This is a genomic window from Gillisella terrae, assembly GCF_004801395.1.
GTDB lineage: Bacteria > Pseudomonadota > Alphaproteobacteria > Rhizobiales > Rhizobiaceae > Allorhizobium > Allorhizobium terrae.
On record NZ_SSOA01000011.1, the window covers coordinates 30655 to 52441 of the forward strand.

At 55.1% G+C, this 21787-nt stretch carries 17 protein-coding genes; 12 read left to right on the forward strand and 5 right to left on the reverse strand.

The window, feature by feature from the left end; genetic code table 11:
* Positions 1–3 precede the first annotated feature (3 nt).
* Positions 4–1005: a plasmid partitioning protein RepB gene (repB, locus tag E6C51_RS16845; RefSeq protein WP_190236841.1), complete on the forward strand. Its 1002-nt coding sequence runs from the start codon at positions 4–6 to the stop codon at positions 1003–1005.
* Positions 1006–1549: 544 nt separating this feature from the next.
* Positions 1550–1852 (forward strand): alkylphosphonate utilization protein, encoded by a 303-nt coding sequence (locus E6C51_RS16850; protein ID WP_146937360.1) that lies wholly within the window; start codon positions 1550–1552, stop codon positions 1850–1852.
* A 678-nt stretch (positions 1853–2530) separates the two neighbouring features.
* On the opposite strand, the gene E6C51_RS16855 is transcribed toward E6C51_RS16850, so the two are convergent.
* Genes E6C51_RS16855 through E6C51_RS16865 form a run of 3 tightly spaced genes read right to left on the reverse strand, consistent with a single transcriptional unit; the run spans position 2531 to position 7798 of the window.
* The gene (locus E6C51_RS16855; protein ID WP_190236842.1) at positions 2531–5575 is read right to left on the reverse strand and encodes an efflux RND transporter permease subunit; all 3045 of its coding nucleotides are present in this window, start codon (positions 5573–5575) and stop codon (positions 2531–2533) included.
* Positions 5572–6627, reverse strand: coding sequence for an efflux RND transporter periplasmic adaptor subunit (locus tag E6C51_RS16860; protein ID WP_190236843.1), 1056 nt, complete (start codon positions 6625–6627; stop codon positions 5572–5574). Before E6C51_RS16860 ends, E6C51_RS16855 begins: the two co-directional genes overlap by 4 nt.
* Positions 6628–6676: 49 nt before the next feature.
* Positions 6677–7798, reverse strand: a complete 1122-nt coding sequence (locus E6C51_RS16865) for an efflux RND transporter periplasmic adaptor subunit (protein ID WP_190236844.1) — start codon at positions 7796–7798, stop codon at positions 6677–6679.
* 314 nt (positions 7799–8112) lie between these two features.
* On the opposite strand from E6C51_RS16865, the gene E6C51_RS16870 reads away from it, so the two are divergent.
* The 10 genes from E6C51_RS16870 (at position 8113) to E6C51_RS16915 (ending at position 19084) form a co-directional block, all read left to right on the forward strand.
* Positions 8113–8712, forward strand: a complete 600-nt coding sequence (locus E6C51_RS16870) for a TetR/AcrR family transcriptional regulator (protein WP_190236845.1) — start codon at positions 8113–8115, stop codon at positions 8710–8712.
* Between the two features lie 73 nt (positions 8713–8785).
* Positions 8786–9304, forward strand: a complete 519-nt coding sequence (locus tag E6C51_RS16875) for a DsrE family protein (protein ID WP_230987391.1) — start codon at positions 8786–8788, stop codon at positions 9302–9304.
* 111 nt (positions 9305–9415) lie between these two features.
* Positions 9416–9997 (forward strand): TlpA family protein disulfide reductase, encoded by a 582-nt coding sequence (locus tag E6C51_RS16880; RefSeq protein WP_190236846.1) that lies wholly within the window; start codon positions 9416–9418, stop codon positions 9995–9997.
* A 470-nt stretch (positions 9998–10467) separates the two neighbouring features.
* The gene (locus tag E6C51_RS16885; protein ID WP_146937369.1) at positions 10468–11370 is read left to right on the forward strand and encodes a LysR family transcriptional regulator; all 903 of its coding nucleotides are present in this window, start codon (positions 10468–10470) and stop codon (positions 11368–11370) included.
* A 267-nt stretch (positions 11371–11637) separates the two neighbouring features.
* Entirely contained in the window at positions 11638–12633 is a 996-nt protein-coding gene (locus E6C51_RS16890; protein ID WP_146937371.1) for a Bug family tripartite tricarboxylate transporter substrate binding protein, read from the forward strand.
* A gap of 257 nt (positions 12634–12890) precedes the next feature.
* On the forward strand, positions 12891–13412 hold the full coding sequence (locus E6C51_RS16895; protein WP_146937373.1) for a tripartite tricarboxylate transporter TctB family protein: 522 nt from the start codon (positions 12891–12893) through the stop codon (positions 13410–13412).
* A gap of 5 nt (positions 13413–13417) precedes the next feature.
* Positions 13418–14941, forward strand: a complete 1524-nt coding sequence (locus tag E6C51_RS16900) for a tripartite tricarboxylate transporter permease (protein ID WP_190236847.1) — start codon at positions 13418–13420, stop codon at positions 14939–14941.
* Between the two features lie 3 nt (positions 14942–14944).
* Positions 14945–15784: a shikimate dehydrogenase family protein gene (locus E6C51_RS16905; RefSeq protein WP_190236848.1), complete on the forward strand. Its 840-nt coding sequence runs from the start codon at positions 14945–14947 to the stop codon at positions 15782–15784.
* Positions 15785–15798: 14 nt separating this feature from the next.
* The gene (locus E6C51_RS16910; RefSeq protein ID WP_190236849.1) at positions 15799–17694 is read left to right on the forward strand and encodes a bifunctional sugar phosphate isomerase/epimerase/4-hydroxyphenylpyruvate dioxygenase family protein; all 1896 of its coding nucleotides are present in this window, start codon (positions 15799–15801) and stop codon (positions 17692–17694) included.
* A 256-nt stretch (positions 17695–17950) separates the two neighbouring features.
* Positions 17951–19084, forward strand: coding sequence for a polysaccharide biosynthesis/export family protein (locus E6C51_RS16915; RefSeq protein WP_190236850.1), 1134 nt, complete (start codon positions 17951–17953; stop codon positions 19082–19084).
* A 376-nt stretch (positions 19085–19460) separates the two neighbouring features.
* Here the strand turns inward: E6C51_RS16915 and E6C51_RS16920 are convergent, their stop codons facing one another.
* Entirely contained in the window at positions 19461–20390 is a 930-nt protein-coding gene (locus E6C51_RS16920; protein WP_190236851.1) for a protein kinase domain-containing protein, read from the reverse strand.
* Positions 20377–21783 (reverse strand): type VI secretion system-associated protein TagF, encoded by a 1407-nt coding sequence (gene tagF / locus E6C51_RS16925; protein WP_190236852.1) that lies wholly within the window; start codon positions 21781–21783, stop codon positions 20377–20379. The genes E6C51_RS16920 and tagF overlap by 14 nt, the downstream gene beginning before the upstream one ends.
* Positions 21784–21787: the final 4 nt, after the last annotated feature.

Consider the following 21787-nt stretch of genomic DNA (forward strand, 5'->3'; position numbering starts at 1 on the left):
TGAATGGCCCGCAAAAACCTGATCGGAATTTCAGACTCATCCATGCCACGGCATGAGACCCCTGCTCTCAATGAACGTCCCATAGCCGGTCTGGTGCCACCGGTGCGCGCCTCCTCTCCCGTCGGCGGCATCACCAAAACCCTTGGCAGCATCACCCAAAAAATGGAACGGGCCGGAGATCTTGAGCGCCAGCTTGCCGAAGGCAAAGCGGTGATCGAGATTGATCCAGCCCTGATCGACGCATCCTTCATCTCTGACCGCATGGAGATGGACAGCGTTGAGCTGGCAGCGCTGGCCTCGCAAATCGCCGAGCATGGTCAGCAGGTGCCCATTCTGGTTCGCCCGCATGTCACGGCCAAGGGCCGCTATCAGGTGGCCTATGGCCATCGGCGTCTGGCGGCTGTCAAGCAGCTTGGCATCAAGGTGCGCGCCGTGGTGCGCGAACTCAGTGATGAGCAATTGGTGGTCAGCCAAGGTCAGGAAAACAACGCCCGCGCCAATCTGTCCTATATTGAGCGCTGCCTGTTTGCCAAAAGGCTGGAAGAGCGCGATTTCAGCCGCGCCACCATTATGGCCGCTCTCAATGTCGATAAGCAGGCGCTATCCAAAATGCTGATCATCATGCGGCAGGTGTCACTGGCACTGGTGCAATTGATCGGCCCTGCCCCCGATGTTGGCCGCCGCCGCTGGATGGAGCTTGGTGCTCAAGTCGAAAATGCCGATGTCGAGGCCCTACTTCAGGCGCTGTCGTCCGCGGACGACTATCAAACCCTGCCCAGCAATGACCGGTTTCAGCGCGCACTTGATCTGGTCACAACACAAAAACAAAAGCCGGGTAAGACCACGCCTCACATTCAAACTGGCTCCCTGCCCGTCACCATCAAGAAAACCGCAACACGCAGCACTTTCGTTTTTGACAGCAAGGCTGAGCCGGGATTTGATGACTTTGTTCAGAAGAGGCTGGCCGATCTCTATGCGGAATTCAAAGGCAAAGCCTCCGCATAATACCAAGAGTCATTAAAAATGACTCTTGGTATTCCTTTTGCAAATATCTCAAGCGTCTGCCGCATTTGAGATATTTGCAATGTCTTCAAAGCGAGGATGCTCTCGCATAATCGATGCCTTGGTATGAATCGATCGATCGCAATCATTTGACAAAATATCAACGGCTGCTGCGCCGTGCGTTCTATGAGACGCACAACGCTGTTAGCCTGCTCATCCCCGAAAGAAATTCCGCCAAAGCTGCTTTGTGCCATGGACACGGGCAGGGGGACAGGTCTATTGGCTATCGGACAGCGCGTGATATAGATGGCAAGCGCTGAATTGCTGACAGCATAATTCCTTCAATCGCGCTCGATTGAACGCGAGAATTATGCCGCAGATGCCCCGTTTACGCCATGGATCACGGTCGGGCTTACTGCATAATTCCTTAAATCGGAGTGGATTTAAGGCAAAAATTATGCAGCAGATTTCAACTTTGCAGCATCGGCTTGTGTGGCTTCAACACCGCAAAAGCCGGTGAGCGCAAGCATTAACGATGGGGGCTGAAATGACAGACCAGAATGATGATTACGTATATGATGAAGCAAGCGGCGAATGGCTGCCTGCATCTGAAGTGGCAGCGGCAAAGGCCAAGGCGTCAGAAGTGCGCGATGCCTCCGGCAATCTGCTGGTAGACGGCGATTCCGTGACGCTGATCAAGGATTTGAAAGTGAAGGGCGCTGGCCAGACGCTCAAACAAGGCACCGTCATCCGCTCGATCCGCCTGACCGACAACCCTGAAGAAATCGATTGCCGTCACGACACCATCAAGGGATTGGTGCTGCGCACAGAATTCGTTCGCAAGCGTTAAGCCCTTACTGCATAATTTCTTAGAGTCTGTCAGGGTCAAATTGAACCATAGTACACGACACAAACGCCTTTATGTGCCGTTTACCCCCCTCGGGCTTGCCAGCCATCTCCCCCACAAGGAGGGAGATCGGATAGGCGTTCCCGCTCGTTTCTCACAATGAAATCCTGATTTCCGACAGATAGGACGTATGCTGTTGAGCAATAGGGTTACTTTTTGTCGATCTCCCTCCTTGTGGGGGAGATGCCCGGCAGGGCAGAGGGGGGTGAGCTATACGGTAAAACCTATGCGTCGTGTACTGTGAAATGGAACCTGACAGACTCTACAGCGCCGTGCGTTTTATAAAACGCACAAAGGACGCTGTAACACTCTAAATCTGCTGCATAATTTTCACCTTAAATCCACTAGGATTTAAGGAATTATGCAGTAGATTGCTTTGTTTTCGTTTGTCTATTCGGGAAAACCGGATTCCACTTTTCCCTGACAAACTCCAGATACAAACAAGGCCGCGCATCGAATGCGCGGCCTTGTTGTTTGATCTACCGGACGAACACCGTCCGGCAATACAGCGCCGTGCGCCATATATGGCGCACAAAGGACGCTGTAGCACTTTTAAGCTGCTGCATAATTTTCTCCTTAAATCCACTCCGATTTAAGGAATTATGCAGTAGATTTGCACGTCTATTTCGTCTCGCCCGGAATGCGGAACCAGGCTATGTAGAGTGCTGGCAAAAACAGCAGAGTCAGCACCGTTCCCACCACAATACCTCCCATCATGGCATAGGCCATTGGTCCCCAGAATACCTCACGGGCAATGGGAATGAGCCCGAGTGTCGCCGCCGCTGCCGTGAGCAAAATAGGCCGCATGCGGTGCTCTGTCGCCTCGATCACCGCCTTGAAGGCTGGAACACCCTCACTGCGCAATTGCTCGATCTGAATAATCAGGATCACCGAATTTCGGATCAAGATGCCAATGAGCGCCAGCACGCCAAGAATGGCCACAAAGCCCATTGGTGCCCGGCTGAGCAACAGCGCCAGAACAACCCCAACCAATGCCAGCGGTGCCACGGAAAACACCAGAAACAGGCGATGGAAGCTTTGCAACTGGATCATCAGCAAGGTGGCCATCACAAACAGCATGACAGGGACGACCTTGACGATAGGCGCTTGAGACTCCTCACTTTGCTCCACAGCGCCCCCCACCTTGACCTCATAGCCCGTGGGTAGGGTCTTGATAAAGGCATCGACCTTGCTCTTCAGCTCATTGACAACCGTGGCTGGCTGTTTGTCGCCCACCACGCCAGCTTTGACCGTAATGGTTGGAATACGGTTGCGCGTGGCAATGGTTGGCTGCTCAAGCTGATAGTGGAAGGTTGCCACCGACGACAGAGGGATGGACTTTCCAGATCCATTGGGGATCTGCAACGTCATCAGCTTGTCGATGGACGAGCGGTCGGCATTGTCGGCGCGGCCCACAACATTGACCAGATAGATGCCATCGCGCACCTGGGTGACCGTTGTGCCCTGCACCACGCTGTTGAGCAGATTGGCAATATCCTGGCTGGACACGCCCAGCTCGCGTGCCTTGTCTTGCAGCACATCCAGCTTGACCACACGCGCCGGTTCATTCCAGTCAAGCGCGATGCTGGTGAGCGAAGGATCAGTTCCCATCACCGTTGCCAGTTTCAAAGCCTGATCGCGCACAATGGTCGCATTCGGCCCAGACAAGCGGTATTGCACCGGCTTGCCCACAGGTGGGCCGATATCGAGCAATTTCACGTAGGCATCTGTGCCGGGAAACGTCTCTTTCAGATAGGCCTGAAGCTTTGGCCGCAAGCGGTCGCGTGCTTCTAGATCTTTCGACAGGATCACCGTCTGGCCAAAGGAAGGGGAGGGGTCTTGCACATCATAAGACAGAATGAAGCGCGGCGCACCTTGCCCGACATAGGTGGACCAATGATCCACGTCCGGATTGCCTGCCAATTGCTCTTGCTCGAATTTTGCCATCTGCTTGCTGGTTTCAGCAATCGTGCTGTTTTGCGGCAGGTTCCAGTCCACGATCAATTCAGGACGATCAGAGCTTGGGAAAAACTGCTGCTGAACCAATGACATTCCGGCAAGCGACAAAGCAAAAATGCCGATTGTCACCGCAATCGTCACCCAGCGAAAACGCAGGCATAGCTCCAAGGCGTTCGAGAAAAACCGCGTAAACCAGCCCTTATGCTCATGATGCTTGGCAATGGTTTTGGGCAGAAGGGCTACCCCAATCAGCGGGGTAAACACCACCGCCACCACCCAGGACGTGACCAGCGATACGGCCAGCACCACAAACAGGGTGAAGGTAAATTCACCAGCACTGCTATCGTTAAAGGCGATCGGCAAGAAGCTGGCGACGGTAACCAGAGTTCCGGTCAACATTGGAAAGGCAGTGGAGGTATAAACATGCGTTGCCGCCTTGCGCAAGGTATCACCGGCCTCCAGCCGCGCCACCATCATTTCGACGGCAATCATCGCGTCATCCACCAGCAGGCCCAGCGCAATAATCAACGCGCCAAGCGAAATACGCTGAAGCGAAATGCCGGAATATTGCATCACCATAAAGGTGATGGCCAGAACCAGCGGAATGGAAATGGCCACCACAAGGCCCGCCCGAAAGCCAAGGCTGATGAAGCTGATCGCCAAAACAATGATGATGGCTTCAAACAACGCACGGGTAAAGCCGGACACGGCTTCCTCGACCACCACCGGCTGATCGGCAACATGGGCGACAGAAACACCCACCGGCAATTCCGCCGAGATCTTGTTGATTTCGTCGTCCAGCGCCTTGCCAAACACCAGCAGATTGGCTCCGGGCTTCATACCGATTTCAAGGCCGATGGCGGGCTTGCCATTGTAGCGAAACAGAGCCGTTGGCGGATCAACATAGCCACGGCGGATATCGGCGACATCGCTCAAGCGGAAGAAGCGATCATTCACCCGCAGGTTCACGTCACGCAGGCTTTGCTCTGATTTGAAATTGCCACCAACGCGCAAGGCAATGGCTTCAGGCCCCGCCTGCATGATGCCGGATTGGGTCACCGCATTTTGCGCCTGCAAGGTTGACACCACGGCAGACTGATCCAGCCCAAGGGCTGCCAGTTTCTGGGTGGAGAACTCCAGATAGATTACTTCATCCTGAGCACCAATGACATCGACCTTGCCGACATTGGGAATGCCCAACACTTTGGTTCTGGCATTCTCGACAATGTCGCGCAATTCACGCTTGGTCAGACCGTCCGAGGTGAAGGCAAAGATATTGCCGTAGACGTCACCAAACTGATCGTTGAAAAACGGTCCCTGAACGCCAGAAGGAAAATCACTGCTGATGTCGCGGATCATGTTGCGCACTCGCAGCCAGGCCGGCGTGACATCCTTGGCCTTGGTGGTTGGCAGCAGATTGACAAACACCGTGGTTTTGCCAGCCTCCGTCAGGCTTCGCGTATAATCCAGCGAGGGCAGCTCCTGCAACTTCTTCTCAATGCGGTCAGCAACCTGCTGGCGCACCTCCTCGGCTGAGGCACCAGGCCACTGGGCCTGAATAACCATGGTCTTGATGGTGAAAGAGGGATCTTCTTCACGCCCCAGCTGGGTATAGGCAAACATGCCTGCAATCGAAAAGGCGATCATGAAATAGAGGACGAGGGAGCGGTGCTCGAGCGCCCAATCCGAGAGATTGAATTTCTTCACGTGCGGCGCTCCTGTCCAAGCCGAATGTTCTGACCATCCTGAAGTTCGTTCACGCCAGCGGCGACAATTTTATCCCCACGCGCCACACCCGAAAGGATGCGCATGTAAGAGGAATTGACGAATTTCGGATCGATTTTGACTGCAGTCAAATGCACCTTTTTTCCGTCATTATCGACGCGCCAGACGTAGTCTTTTCCATCGCGATGCAGCACAGAAGACGCGGGCAGCGTGATCACCTCAAGGCCGTCTTCCGTTGAAAACCGAACTGTGACCACCGAGCCAAGCCGAAAGGCGGCGGGCGCGTTGTCAATGGCAATTTTAAGACGATGGGTGCGGGTGGTGGCATCGGCTTCCGGGGCCACTTCACGCAATATCCCGTGTGCCGTCACGTGCGGGTCCAGCTGCAATTCCACATCGATCTCAGGCGTCGCGCGAATGGCGGGCAAAAGCGATTCCGGCACATCCACCACCGCATCGCGCTGGTCGAGGCGGGCAAGGGTCAGCATGGTCTGCCCAGAAGATACGGTCTGCCCCACATCTCCCGATGTTGCTGTGATCGCACCGTCAAAGTCGGCTTTCAGCTGGGCATAGCCAAGCTGTTCTTTCGCCTTGTCGAGACTGGACTGGGCTTTATCCACCGATGCCTGAGCCGAGATCAACCCTTGCTGGGCCAGTTCCAGATCCGCCTGGCTGATGCTGTTGCTGGCCGCCAGCGTCTCCTTGCGCTTTTCGGTAATGCGAGCATTTTCCAACTGCGCCTGCGCTGAGTTCAAATCGGCCTGCGCACTGCGCACCGCCAATTGTAGCGCCAACGGATCGATCTCCATCAACACGTCGCCCTGTTTGACAACATCGCCAACCTGCACATTGCGTGCTGTCACCCGTCCAAGGGTGCGAAAGGCGAGGTCCGTCTTGATCCTTGGCTGCACGGTTCCTGCGAAATTCAAAAGGCCGGCATGTTCCGCCTTTGCTTCTATCCACATCACCGGGCGAACTTCCGCCGCCGAAGGCACCTCTTGTGCCAAGGCTGGCACCATGGGGGAAAGAAGCATTGTTGCCGCCAACAGGAAACGCGGCATTCGTCTATGAAATAGCGTCATCTCAGCGCCCTTTCCAATCGAGAATTTGATCAGGACGCACCAGCTTCACGCCGTCCGTCACCACAAGATCGCCGGTCTTCAAGCCATCGCTGACAACAAAGTCGCCGAGGCGGTACAGGGCAATCTTAACCGGTCGCAATGTTGCTTTTTTGCTATCGGGATTCACCACCCACACGGCTGGTGCGCCATTGTCTGATGTCATCGCACTCCACGGCAGCGTGAAGCCGGATTTTGCCGGTGCGCGAAAAGCACCGATCACCGGGGTGCCAAGCGCCCAATCGGCGTCATCCGGCAGTTTCAGTTTGACATGGATGGTACCGGTCTTTGCATCAATCACCGGCGCAGTTTCGCGAATACTCGCGGTGACCTTGCGGTCAGGATTGCTGATGGATGAAACCACAACATCTTTCGAGGGCTCGCCTTCGAGGAAGAACGCCTCATAAACATCGAAAACAGCATCCCGTGGGCCATCATGGGCAATGGTCAAAGCGGCCTGGGCCGCCGTGACCACGGCACCAATTTCCACATTACGCGCGGTGATGATACCATCCGAATCGGCCTTGAGGCTGGTATAGGAGAGTGCATCACGCGCAGTGGCCAATTGCGCCTCGGCAGATTGCAGCGAGCCTTGCGCGGTGGCCAAATCCTGCTGGGCCTGATCCAGCACCTGTTGCGCAATGGCGTGGGCTGCGATCAGCGCCTGATAGCGTTCAAACGCCAGATTTTTCTGCTTTAGATCGGCCTGCGCCGCCCGAAGCGACGCTTCGGCGATGGCAACATCTGACCGTTGCTCACTGTTGTCCAACTGCATCAGCACGTCGCCCTTGTGCACATGGCTGCCAACATCAACATTGCGGGCAACGATCTTACCACCAACGCGAAAAGCGAGGTCGGTTTGAATACGGGCGTCCACTTCACCGGATATATCGGCAACGGGTTGGTACTCGCCAAGAGCGGCGGCCTCCACCCGAACTCGCTGGCCCGAATCAGACTCCTGCTTCTTCGGCTCGCCGCATCCTGCCAAAGCAAGACCAATGATCATCAATGCGGCAATTGCGCGGGCACCCGGTGGCGCATTCAGCCGCCGCTGGCACCCTCGGCCTGTGGCTGTTTTCAGCCTCATCGATCGGGATAGAAAGCACATCATCGTATGGGTGTCCCGCTGGAATCGTGGTTGATAGGTTTTGCAACAGTTTGACACGACGGGGGTGGATTGAAGCACACCGCTGTGTCGCGAAGTCTGATCAGGAAGCTTGGCATAGGTTATATTTCGGTTTGATGAATAACGCCGTATCCATGGGCGCAGCCGTCGCTGCCCATGGTCTGTGAAAGTTCGAACCGCAATCAACACCTGTTGACATTAAAAGTCAACAGGTGTTGATTGCCTCCTGAATGGGCCTATGATAAGGCCCTCTCGAACAAGGCGGAACAATCCTCATGCAATTGCCACCCACGCAGAAAAAGCCCCAGGAATCCACGCGCGATCGCATTTTGCATCACGCCATCCTGCGCTTTTCAAGCCAATCCTACGACAGAACAGGCTTGCGCGAAATTGCGACCGATGCGAGTGTGGATGTGGCCTTGGTGCATCGAAGCTTCGGATCGAAAGAAAAGCTGTTCGCCGAATGCGTGCGCGCCGCCATTGAGCTTGGCGGAATCCTGGCCAAGCCCGGCCCCGAAGCGCTTGATGCGCTTTTTGCCGAGGCGATCACGCCGCGTGAGGAGGGGGAATGGAGCCCGATTGATATCATGGTTCACTCCTTTTCCAGCGAAGACGCCGCACGTGTTCTGCGCGAAGTGGCCATGGAAATGGTTATCGATCCGCTGGTCAAAGCCTCGAGCCACCAATCACAGGTAAAAATTGCATTATCAACCTCGCTTTTGTTCGGCTTTGCCATTATGCGCGATGTCATTGGTGTTGAAGCGCTCAAAACTGTCGACAAAGCGGAGCTGGAAACATTGCTGACACGCGCCAAGGACGCTTTAAATCAGGATGACGCGCGTTCGCCGCAAAAAAGCGCCAGTCAAACCCAATAGACCTGCGAAGCAGCCGCCACCACAGTACACGCCAGAGTTTGATCCTCCATCTCGTTGACGGGAATTTGACACCATGACTGATATTCAATTGCCTTATCCTCAGCCTGCTTCAGCTCGCCGCTGGCGCTCCGTGTTTGCCGCCTTTGCCATGTTTGCAACGGTGTTGAACTTGGGGCTGCTCGCCTATGCCCCTCAGGCTGCGGCCACTGACGTTGCTACCAAAAAATCCCATCATGTGGTGATTTTGATTGATAGCGATGAAGAAAAGGTCATGCGTCACGCTATCGCCTATATCGTCAATCTGTCGCGCGCCTATTCTGAGAAAGACGAGCCGCTTTCCATCGAAGTGGTGGCCAACGGCTCGGGCATCAAACTGTTTCGGGCCGACACATCCCCCTTCCAGAAAGAGTTGACCGCCTTGCGCGGCGCCTATGCCGATGTTGTCTACAGCATGTGCGGATCGTCCCATGCCCTTGCCGAACAGCGCGAAAACAAGTCCATCCCCCTGATGGAAGGGGCAAGACTGGTTCCCTATGGCATCAGCCGGGTTGTCGATTTGCAAGAACAGGGTTGGACACTGGTGCAGGGTTGAAACCGATAAAGATTTCCCCCATTTGAAGCGTCTGGAATGTGTCTGAAAACGGAATCTTCGGCTTTTCGGACCCTACAGATGCAAACATGACTTGCTGCATAAAGAGAGCCAATGACATTATCACGTCGATATTTCCTGGGTGGCCTTGCGGGCGTTGGCCTGTTGTCTGATCGCGCTCTTGCGGCAAGCAGACAGGATTACCCTCCGGTGTTTGAGACCGTGCGCTCGCAATATACCATGCTGGAACCAGTCTTACCGCTGGCACCGGTCACGCTTGCAGATCGCATGGGCAAACCAAAGGTGCTGGCACCTGTGCCCGGGCGTGTCATGCTGGTGAATATCTGGGCAACATGGTGTGCCGCCTGCATCACCGAAATGCCATTGCTGGAAAAACTGCACAAGGAATTGGGTGACAAGATCACGATTGCGGCCGTTTCCACCGACCGGATCTCGCAAGAGCGGGTGAATGACTGGCTGAAAACCAATAAAATCCGTTCCCTGCCAGTCTTTTTGGACCCGCAAGGCAAGGCCGCAAGCTCGGCCCCCAATAGCCAGGCTCCTTTACGGGCCGATAAAATGCCAACCACCTATCTGATTACCGCCGACGGTCAGATTGCCGGCTATATTTCGGGTGCCGTCGATTGGCTGACGCCAGAGGGCAGGCGTCTTTTGGCCTATTATGGCGTAAAATAGGCTTCTCCAGCATTGGCTGAAAAATGGGAGTCGGTTTTCAGCATAGCAAACGCTTTAGGAGCGTGAAGAACCCCTCCCCAACCCTCCCCAACTCTCCCCACAAGGGGGAGGGGGTCTGCCGCATCCCTTGCCAGCACCTGAGCCAGCACCTGATTTCTCACCAAAAATCATTCGAAAGCACAAACTGAACCACAGTACACGACGCAAACGCCTTTACGTGCCGTTTACCCCCCTCTGGCTTGCCAGCCATCTTCCCCACAAGGAGGGAGATCGGATAGGCGCTCCCGCTCGTTTCTCACAATGAAATCCTGATTTCCGACACATACAGCACCGTGCGCCATATTTGGTGAGAGGCGCTGTAACGCCGTGTGAAACCATTACCTGATACGCATTCGGCAGGGCCGTTGCGCATTGGGCGCTCTTTTGGTGTAGAGACATCTCTGTCATCTTTGAACGGGGTTGAATACCATATGTCGATCACACTCAGGCAGATTGAAGTCATCCGCGCCGTGATGGTGGCGGGCACCATTGCCGGTGCTGCCCGCCTGATGAATGTGGCCCAGCCGGGCGTGAGCCGCACCATCAAGCATATTGAAAGCTCCATTGGTCTCAAGCTGTTTGTGCGCAAAGCCGGGCGCTATGTGCCCACCACAGAAGCACGTGATGTGTTTTTGCAAATCGAGGAAGTACATCGCAAGATCGATCACCTGCAATATTCCATCGCCCATCTGGAACGTGGCAGGGGGATGGAGCTTGCCCTGGGCTCGGTGCCCAGCATCGCTAATGTCATGGTGCCGCAGGCCATTGAAGGTCTGTTGACGATCTATCCCGAACTGCACATCAATTTTGAAATTCTCAAAATCGAAGAAGCGATTGATTATCTGCTCTTGGGCCGTGGCGAAGTGGTGGCCATGAGCTATCGGCTGGACCACCCCTCCATCATCTTTCAGCCGCTGGCCCGTGGCCATCTGGTGTGCATTGCCGCCCACGACCATCCAATTGCAGCGCGCAAGTCCATCTCGGCGCGCGACATTATTCACTATCCCCTGATCGGTATTGATCCGAACGATCCCTATGGGGCCATCATGGCCAGCATTTTTGCCCGTGAAAAGCTGGAGTATCACATTGCCATCAAAGCACGGTTTGGCACGACAGTCTGTACCCTGGTGAAGCGCAATCTCGGCATTGCCGTGCTGGATGCTTTTACGGTAGCCGAGATGCCTCGAGATTCCATCGCGATTATACCGATTGAAGAAGAAACCTCGTTTCAGACCTATATTGCCTATCGCGCCGATGGCGCGCTTTCCAGCTATGCCGAGCGCTTCGTCAAAATCCTGCAAAAAGAGATGGAAAGGACAATGGGTAAGCGCTGAGGCAAAACATAACATAATGGTATGATACGTTGATAAATTGGTATTTGCGGTATGGACACAAAACTGTAAAACTTCAAATTGAGCTGCAAAACACAGCGAAATTGAGTGCGAAGGAGGTTTCGCACGGGTATTAGGAGACATAGTGTCGTGAGCATCTTGTGGTGCTCATCAGCGATGCTATGAACATTTTAAGTGTGTGCATGATTGTCTGCCGTTGGTCTTACAGGCTCAACAGGCGGGAACAATCGGTCTATGGGGAGGAAACCTATGTTCAAAACAATCCTGGGGGCTGCTGCTCTCACGCTGGTCTCGACATTTGCGCAAGCCGCAGATTATCCGCAGCAAGATCTTCAAGGCATCATCCAATGGGGCGCGGGCGGCAGCACCGATCTGGTGATGCGCTCGGTATCGCCGCATGTCGAGAAAATCCTCGGCCGCAGCATTGTCATGACCAACAAGACCGGCGGCGTGGGTGTGATTGCCACCCAATTCGTTGCAACCCAGCCTGCTGATGGCTACACCTTGCTGATGGGGGCCGAAAACCCTGAGCTTTACAAGGTTATGGGTCTTTCCAAGCTGGATTACAACGATTTCTATCCGGTAGACATTCTGGCCCGTGGTATTCCCGTGCTGGTCGCCAACAAGGATGCGCCTTACAACACAATCAAAGAATTGGTTGAATATGTTCAGGCCCATCCAGGCACCGTCAAGATGGGCTCAACCGGCCCCGGCGGTCTGCCATCGGTTGTTGGTGCCATGCTGTCCAGCAAAATCAAGAATTTCAAGGTTACCTCCGTACCGTTCGACGGTGACGGCCCAGCGCTGACCGCCATGCAAGGTGGTGCCGTGGACTTCATGCCCGCCGTTCTGGGCGCTGCCGTTGAGCAGGTCAAAGCCGGACGCATTAAAATGCTGGGTATTTTCGACAAGGACGCTAATGCGGTTTTGCCCGATGCCAAGCCGATTGTTGCCGACTATCCTGAATTTGCCGACATGCTGCCCTGGGGTCCGTTCTTTGGTGTCTTCGTCAAGAAGGATACACCGGACGCCATCAAGGCCAAGCTGGTTGACGCCTTCAAAAAGGGCGCTGAACACGCTGAGTTCCAAAAGCTCCTGAAGGACCGCGGCTATGTCTCGATGAACATTTCCGGCGATGAGGCCACAAGCTTCCTCAAGAAATGGCAATCGACCACAGCCTGGGTTGTCTACGACAATGGCATGGGTAAAAAATCACCAGAAGAGTTTGGTATTCCCAAGCCTTGACGTGCCAAGTGCGCAAAGCCGGTGCAAACCGGCTTTGTTTGCCAGTTTGAGCGTATTTTTTTTCGAGTTGAAGACCAGTCATGATCGGGCGCAGATAAAATGCCGCCCCTGCCTTCGGTCCACAGTGGCCTGCGCCCTTCAAGGCGCACAAGCGACGCTGTAACACATTTAATCTGCTGCATGATTTTCACCTGAACTCCAAGCGGGCTCAAATCCACACGGACTCAAGAAATCATGCAGTAAGGGAGCATTCTCACATGTCCACACCGCGAACCACAAGGCGCCCCGGCGAACTGGTGTTCACCATCTTGCTGTTGGCAGCCAGCACCTTCATGCTCTGGCAGGCCTATGCCATTTCCGGCTTTGAATCCTTAAGCTCGGCCGGAGCCTTTCCCATGGCCATGACGGCCATCATGGTCGGCTCGATTGTCTATGTGCTGGCCAGGCTTTTTCGTCAGGCAGCCCCCCCCCATCTGCTGTTGCGCATGAAAACAGAGATCCTGCCGCGCACGGTCGTGGTGTTTAGCTGTATTATCCTCGCCTATTCTCTGGTGTTGGAAACACTCGGATTTGTGATCGCCTCCTTTATCTTCCTGCTGGTCTCGATCTGGTTTCTGGAAGGTGGCCGGTTCAAACGCGCCATGCTGTTTTCGATTGTGTCGATCATCTGCGTCTACATTGTCTTCCGCTTGATCTTTCAGGTCGTGCTGCCCGAAGGGCTTATTCCTGAGCGGGAGATTATCGCAGCTATTCAAGACCTTCTGGCCGGGAGACACTAACCGCCATGGATGCCATTTCTTATCTTTTCAGCACCTGGGTGCAACCCGATCTTCTGGCATTGACCGCCATTGGCACGTTTGCGGGTATTTATATCGGTGCCATTCCCGGCCTGTCCGTGACCATGGCCGTGTCCATCCTGATTTCCTTTACCTTCAGTTGGGACGTCAACCACGCGCTTGCCTTGATGAACGGCATTTTCATGGGCGGCGTTTATGGCGGGTCGCGCACGGCCATTTTGCTCAACATTCCCGGCGCCCCTGCCGCCATTGCCACCGCCCTTGACGGCTATCCCATGGCCAAGAAAGGCGAGGCGGGCAGCGCCATTGGTCTGTCTACCGTTATGTCCTTTATCGGCGGCTTTGTTGGCATTGTGGTTTTGGCCATTGCCGCACCCGCCATCAGCGAATTTGCCATCAAATTCCAGCCGCGCGACTATATGCTGATTGCCGTTATGGGCATTTTGCTGGTCAGCGCCCTTTCGGGCGAGAGCCTTGCCAAGGGCATTTTTGCCGGTGCTTTGGGCATGCTTCTGGGCACGGTTGGCCTTGATCCCATGACCGCCGAACAGCGCTTTACCTTTGATTCCGTCTCCTTGATGAATGGTATTTCGCCCATTGCCCTGATGATTGGCATGTTCGGTGTCTCGGAAGCCTTGTTGCAGCTTCATCATTTGAAATCGGAAGCAATAAAGCAGAAAATCGACCGCATTATTCCCATGTGGAGCGATGTGAAAAAATACCTGCCCCTGAGCATGCAAACCTCCGCAATTGGCGTGATCATCGGTGCCCTGCCTGGTACCGGTGGCGATATTGCCGCTCTGATGGCCTATGACCACGCCAAGCGCGTGACCAAAAACCCGGAAGTGCCATTTGGCGAAGGGGCCAAAGAAGGTCTGATTGCCCCCGAAAGCGCCAATAATGCCGCCGTGGGTGGTGCCTATATTCCCATGCTGACACTGGGGATTCCGGGTGACGCAGTCACGGCCATCATCATTGGTGCGCTGTTTATCCACGGCCTCAACCCCGGACCGCTGCTGCTGATCGAAAAGCCGGACATGTTCTGGTTCACCGTTGGCAATCTGACTTTGGCCAATTTCTTCATGCTGATCTTTGGTCTGACGGGCATTCGCCTGTTCACCAAGATTGTCGAATGCCCCAAGGCGCTGTTGTTTCCGCTGATCCTGCTCTTGAGCGTTGTCGGCTCCTATTCCATCAACAACGCCATCTCGGATGTGTGGTGGATGCTGGGCTTTGGCGTCTTCGGCTATTTCATGAAGCTCTACGGCTATCAGGTCGGCCCGGTCATTCTGGGGGTAATTCTGAGCCGTTTGATGGACGATAACTGGCGCCGCTCGATCATTTCCGAGCAGGGCAGTGTGTCCGGCCTGGTACACGGCATTGTCACCAGCCCGCTCTCGCTGGTGCTGCTGTTGATGATCATCTTCATTGTTGGCACCCAGACACCCTGGTGGAAAGCCGCCTTTGACAAAAAAGACAGCGCGGCAAAAGCCGCAAAGAAAGAAGGATAATCCATGTCTGGAACGACAATCAGACTTGGCCTGATCGGCGACAATATCGCCGCATCGCAATCGCCACGCCTGCACGAGCTGGCAGGCCGCCTCTGCGGTCTGGAGGTCACCTATGAGCGGGTGGTGCCGCCACAGCGCGGCGAGGATTTTGAAACCACATTTCAATGGTGCCGGGATCAGGGCTTTACGGGGCTGAACATTACCTATCCCTATAAAGAACGGGTGGTGTCGCTCCTACAGGTTCCGGACCCGGCCATTGCCGCCGTTGGTGCCTGCAACACGGTGGTGTTTAGCACCACGCCGCCAAGCGGCTCGAACACCGACTTCACCGGCTTTGTTGGCGCTTTCCGACAAAACTTTGGCAACAACACCAAGCCCGGCGCGGTTGCCATGGTGGGAGCCGGGGGAGTTGGCAAGGCGGTGGCCTTCGGGCTGGCACAGTTGGGTTGTTCGCATTTGCGTCTGTTTGATCGCGACACCGCAAAGGCCGAAGGCTTGGCGAAAGCGCTTATGGCGGGCACATCCACCATGCGTGTCGATGTGACATCCAGCGTTGAAGAAGCCACCACCGGCGCCGATGGTCTGGTCAATTGCACACCGCTTGGCATGGAAGGCTATCCCGGCTCAAGCGTGCCCGAGCCTTTGATGGCTGGCAAACAATGGGCGTTTGATGCGGTCTATACGCCGGTGAACACCCAGTTTTTGCAAGGTTGCACAAAGGCAGGCCTTGCCATTTTGAGCGGCTATGAGCTGTTTTTCCATCAGGGTGTTGATGCCTTTCGGATCTTCACCGGCCACAGTGTCGATCAATCGCGTCTGCGTCAGGAATTATCCAACCCGTGAGAGAGGCTTAAGCAATGCGCACGTCCATCGCCACAGTGTCAATCAGCGGCGAATTTCCGGAAAAACTCAGCGCCATTGCCAAGGCCGGGTTTTCCGGGGTCGAAATCTTTGAAAACGACTTTCTGGCCTATGATGCATCGCCTGCCGATGTCGGGCGCATGGTGCGTGATCACGGGTTGGACATTACGCTTTTCCAGCCGTTTCGCGATTTTGAAGGCATGCCGGAGCCGCATCGCGCCCGCGTATTTGATCGGGTTGAGCGCAAATTTGACCTGATGGGCGAGCTTGGAACCGATCTCATGCTGGTATGCTCCAGCATTTCACCGATTGCGCTGGGCGGCATTGACCGCGCTGCCGCTGACTTTGCCGAACTTGGCGAGCGCGCCGCCAAGCGTGGTTTGCGCGTTGGCTATGAGGCTCTCGCCTGGGGTCGGCATGTTCACGATCATCGTGATGCCTGGGAAGTGGTGCGCCGCGCCAATCATGCCAATATCGGCCTCATTCTGGATTCTTTTCACACCCTGTCGCGCAAAATTGACCCCAATTCCATCCGCTCCATTCCTGGCGACAAGATTTTCATTGTCCAGCTTGCCGATGCGCCATTGATCGATATGGATCTGCTCTACTGGAGCCGCCATTTTCGCAATATGCCGGGGGAGGGAGAGCTTCCGGTGGTCGAATTCATGCGCGCCGTTGCCGCCACCGGCTATAATGGTCCGCTGTCGCTTGAGATTTTCAACGATCAGTTTCGCGGCGGCTCGGCCCGCGCCATTGCCGAGGATGGTCATCGCTCGTTGATTTACCTGATGGATCAGGTGGTGCGGCAGGAGCCGGATATTAAAATTCCCGTGCCTGCCATGCCGGAGCGTGTCAAAGCCAAAGATGTTGCCTTTGTTGAATTTACCGCAAGCAAAGACGAGCAGGCCGAGCTTGCCGCCCTGTTGCACACGCTGGGCTTTGAACATACCGCCCGGCACAAGTTGCGCAATGTCGATCTCTATCAGCAAGGCGATATCCGCCTCATCATCAACACCGAGGAGGAAGGGTTTGCCAATTCCTCCTATTCTGTCCACGGTACCAATGCCTATGCCTTTGGCATCAAGGTGGATGATGCAAAAGCAGCGATAAAGCGCGCCCATATGCTGGGGGCCGCTACTTTTTCAGAGCCGCGATACCCCGAAGAAGTGCTCATTCCGGCGATTGAGGGCGTGGGCAGCGGAGTCATCTATTTTCTGGATGAGACACCAGAGCTCGCCTCTGTCTGGCAAAGCGAATTTGAACCTGTTTCATCAAACCCAACGCCTGTGGGTGTCGGTCTCAAACGCTTTGACCATCTGGCACAAACCACCCGCTATGATGAAATGCCAACATGGCTGTTGTTCTACAGCGCGATTTTCAACGTCAACCGCACACCCATGGTTGATGTGGTTGATCCGGGTGGATTGGTGCGCAGCCAGGCCATTGAAAGCGTGGAGCAAGGCTGTTTCAGGCTGACCATGAATGGTGCGGAAAACCGCAAGACGTTTGCCGGCAAGTTTCTGGCCGAAGGCTTTGGCTCTGGCATTCAGCATCTGGCTTTCACCACCGACGATATTTTTGCAACGGCTGACGCCCTGAAAGCCCGCGGGTTTCAGGCATTGCCAATTTCGCGCAATTATTACGACGATCTGGAAGCACGCTTTGGCCTCGATCCGGATTTTGCCGACAGGCTGCGCGACAATGCCATTCTCTATGATCGCGATGACAAGGGCGAGTATTTCCAAATCTACAGCCGCACCTATGGCGAGGGGCTGTTTTTTGAAATTGTCGAGCGTCGCGGCCATTATGCTGGCTATGGCGCGCCCAATGCTCCGTTTCGCATCGCAGCACAGCGCCGCCTATCACGCCCCGATGGCCTGCCTAAGGGCTGAAATCCGCATCCTAACGAGGGCGCAAGGTGTTGTTGTGCTCTCTCTTCCGGACCTTGCATGGCCTGATTACCGCTCGACACGGTCGGGCCTTTTGCAATCCCCAGCCACAATTGAGCGTCGCGGGTTGTAATATCGCAACATGCCGCAAATCAAACACATTCTGCGGGCGTTTTTGCGTTTTTACAATTGTCAGAATTTTGTCCCCTGCTATCTATATCGAAATATATATATACGATTCTTTTTTCGGGGATTTTGCATGAAGAAGATTCTGCCGGTGCTGATGATAGCGCTGTTGAGTGGTTGCGCAAAACCATCCGATGGTCCGAGTGCAGGCAGCATTCGTTCAGCAACATTTCCTCATAGCGCTGACCGCATTCCTGTTATCGAGCTTGCAAATGCGCCTGCTGCAACGGCGGCCAATTCTACGGTGTTGGCAAATTCATCTGATCAGGGCCTCGCAGCCCTGCGCGGCGGCGCGTTCAATCAACAAAGGCTGCGTCCCGGTGACGTGATTGATGTCACGGTTCTGGATACCGGCGAGGATGGTCTGTTTTCTTCGACCCAGAGCAAAACCTTGAATCTGGGCCGCTTCACGGTTGATCAAAGCGGCAATGTGACAATGCCCTTTGTGGGCAAGCAGCGGGTGACCGATTCCACGCCTGAGGGGCTGCAATCTCGGATCGTTGCGGGCCTGAAAGGATCATCCGTCAATCCTCAGGCCGTTGTCACGGTTGTTGACAAGCCCACAAGTGCTGTTGTGGTCTCGGGCGGGGTGAAAAACCCCGGCAAATTCCCGATTACCGCTCGGCGTGAGCGTGTTCTCGATATTATTTCGGAAGCAGGTGGCGCGTCTGCGCCCGCACCGGCGGCAATGGTCACCGTTGTGCGCGGCAATCAGCGCGCCAGCGCCATGCTCAGCCGCATCATGAATGACGCGAAACAGAATATCCGCCTTGTGCCTGGCGATCAGGTGATGGTGGATGATGACACCGTGAGCTTTACGGCATTGGGTGCGTTCAAAAGCACCGGCGAGTTCCAGTTTGAACCGGGCAAGCTCACTCTGGCGCAGGCACTGGGTCGTTCCGGTGGATTGGCCGATGACCGCGCCGACGCGCGCAATGTGTATATCTTCCGCAATCAGATTGTTCAGGCCCCGGCCAACACTTCTGGTACCAGTGCATCAGGCACGCCATCCATCACCACCAAGCCGGTCATCTATCATATCAACATGAAAGATGCCTCCAGCATCATGTTGATGCAAATGTTCCAGATGCAAAAGGGCGACGTGATTTACGCAACAACCGCAAGCACGGTTGATGCCGCCAAGCTTTTCACCATCTATGACAAGCCCTCTATCGGCTCGGTCGCCCCAGCGCCCGGCTCGAAATAATCGTGAGTTTTGGTCTGAAACGTCGAAGGCTGCTTCCGGACCAAAGCGCCAACAAGTTTCTACAGCACCGTGCGGTCATGTAGGACGTATAAAAGGCGCTGTAACGCTTCACATTTCACGACACAAAAAGAAAGACCCCTCCCCAACCCTCCCCACAAGGGGGAGGGAGCGCCTCGAATACGTCGCGAGGGTTGCAGTAGATTAAAAGTGTTACAGCGTCCTTTGCGCGCCATATCTGGCGCGCAAAGGACGCTGTATTGAATGATTTTTGGTGAGAAATCATACGCTGGCACGGGATGCGACAGACCCCCTCCCCCTTGTGGGGAGGGTTGGGGAGGGGTTCTTGAACCTCATCAGTCTTTGCAGTCTGGAATACTCAGCAAACCACAATCCGTTTCAACTCAGCCAAAGCTATTTCGGCACTTTGTGGCCGATCTGCCGGGTTTTGTGCGCAAAGCTCATTGGCAAACTGCGTGAGTTCATCGGCGATCGGCTGGTTTGCCGCCATCAGCAAGTGCTGCAAAACCCGCCCTGCACTGTAAATGTCCATGGTGGGATGGGCTGGCCTGTCGGGTGCTTGCTCAGGCGCGCAATATTCTTGCGAATAAGCTGCCTTGAGTTCCAAGGCCGCATGTGTTTCGCCCATCTTCAAAGCAATGCCGAAATCACCAAGGGAGAGGTGAGGGGCGGCACCCGGCGATAGAAATATGTTCGATGGTTTCACGTCGCAGTGCACATAGCCATGTTGATGGAGACGGTGAAGGGCCAGCAAAAGCTCCGAGAGCATCACCGTTATTGACGACACATCCAGAGGCCGATCTGCGCTCAGTTCGGTGAGACGCGATGACAAAGGCTCACCGCGCCATGGCTGAAGAATGGCCGGTCGGCCATCGGCAAGGCGCAGCAAAGCTGTGGTTTCAACAAGATGCGGATCGCGAAAGCAAAGGCCAATCTCGGCCTCTCGCCGCAAAAGAGCGGCACGGCTGGGGGCAATTGGTTGATCCTGCCGCAGCGTTTTCAACACATGCAGGCTTGCCAGATCGCGGTGACGCAATTTGAGAACATCAAAGTGCGCGCCGCGATAAAGGCGGTTTTCAACCGCAAATGTCCCGGCAATAAAGCCCGGCTCACCGCTGTCCACCATGGGTTCCATGCCGCTGGCTGCGCGATCAAGGGCGTTGCGCAATTGATCAATCAAGATTTTCTGTTGCACCAACGGCCGCATGTCACCGTTTTGGTGGCGAACACATGCCATCAGTGCCGCAAAGCGCGCGGTCAGCTCATCGCCTTCCTCATGCACCATCATCTTGCCCGTAGCCGATAATGATTGCGCTGATGTTTTCGCGCACATTGGCAATCAGCGCTTCCTGCACCAGACTTTCTGCGCCTTCCACACCCGGACTTTCCAACAGGATTTCGGCAATCGTCCGCTCTTTCAAGGCGTGAACCAGCGGAAAGCTGCATAGCAACAGCCGATCGCCAACATTGAACGGCTCGATCAACACCTCGGGCAAAAACTGCTGCTCAAGGCCGACACCACGGCGCAAGCGTTTTTGCAATCCGACACTGACATGATCGCGGGTCAGCGGGCGCATAATGCCATCGCGTAAAAGATAGCCTCGCGCATCGCCCGCCCACAGCAACAGGGCCTGCCCATCCATGATCATGGCTGTGATAATGCTGGCACAAAGAGGCGCGTGATCACTGCGATTTTTCCGGGCAAGCAGCAGGCTGTTGGCACGGCCAAGCTTGCCCTTGATCTCCTGAATCATTGCATCAACACTCACCGTCTCGCCAATATCGGTCAAGCTGTGGGTGACCAGTTTTGCGGCTTCTGCCGCCGTGGCCTGATCACCAACACCGTCAGCTATGGCAAACAGGGCTGGCTTTTCGCACAGAAAGAGTGAATCGGCATTGAGCGAGAACCGTGTACCGGCGTGGGTGGCGTAAGTGTAGACAATCCGTTCTGGCAATTGCACTTGAGGTTGAGGTTGAGGCGAAGGCACAGAGGGGGGCGAAACAGCGGCTTCACGCTCTGGCTTTTCGCTTGCAGGTTTTCCGCCATCCTGCGGCTTCGAGCCATTGCTTTCACGAAACAGCTGCACAAAATTGTCCGGTGCCAAGTCTCCCTGAAGCCGCACGCCGCGTGAGCGTCTGGTTTCGGTATCAATATACCACCAGAGCGCCGAGCGATTTGTCTGGGCGGTGCCAACGCCCTCTTCATCGTCTGGCCGGGGCAGACGCATCCGCTTCAAACTTGCGGTAAAATGGCCAATGTCAAAATCGCGGGTCAGAGAGGTCTCTGCCAGACCTTCTGCCGCCATAAACCACGTATGATCGAGATAAAGCGTGCGTGGATGATAGGCAAACTCGTGCAATTGCGCCACAATCAACAGCGGAAAGCTGCGCCCGACCCGATCCCTGCTGGGCAGCATCACGCCCGCAAAGGTCGCATCCCCCCAAACACCTTTTTCCACAATGAAACGCCACGGCGGTGATGCTGCAAAGATTTTCGGCCATTGGCTGCCAAACTCCTGTTCGCAGGCATGCAGGCCACCCCTTATCCATGCGTCCAGCATGGTGATGATGTCACGCTCCAACCCTTCCGAGATAAAATCGCCATGGCTTGGCAATTTCCCGAAAAAGCCAATCCGATCCTGGCCAGATGGCTTAGGTTTGGGTGCCGAGCGCAACGCCATGGCT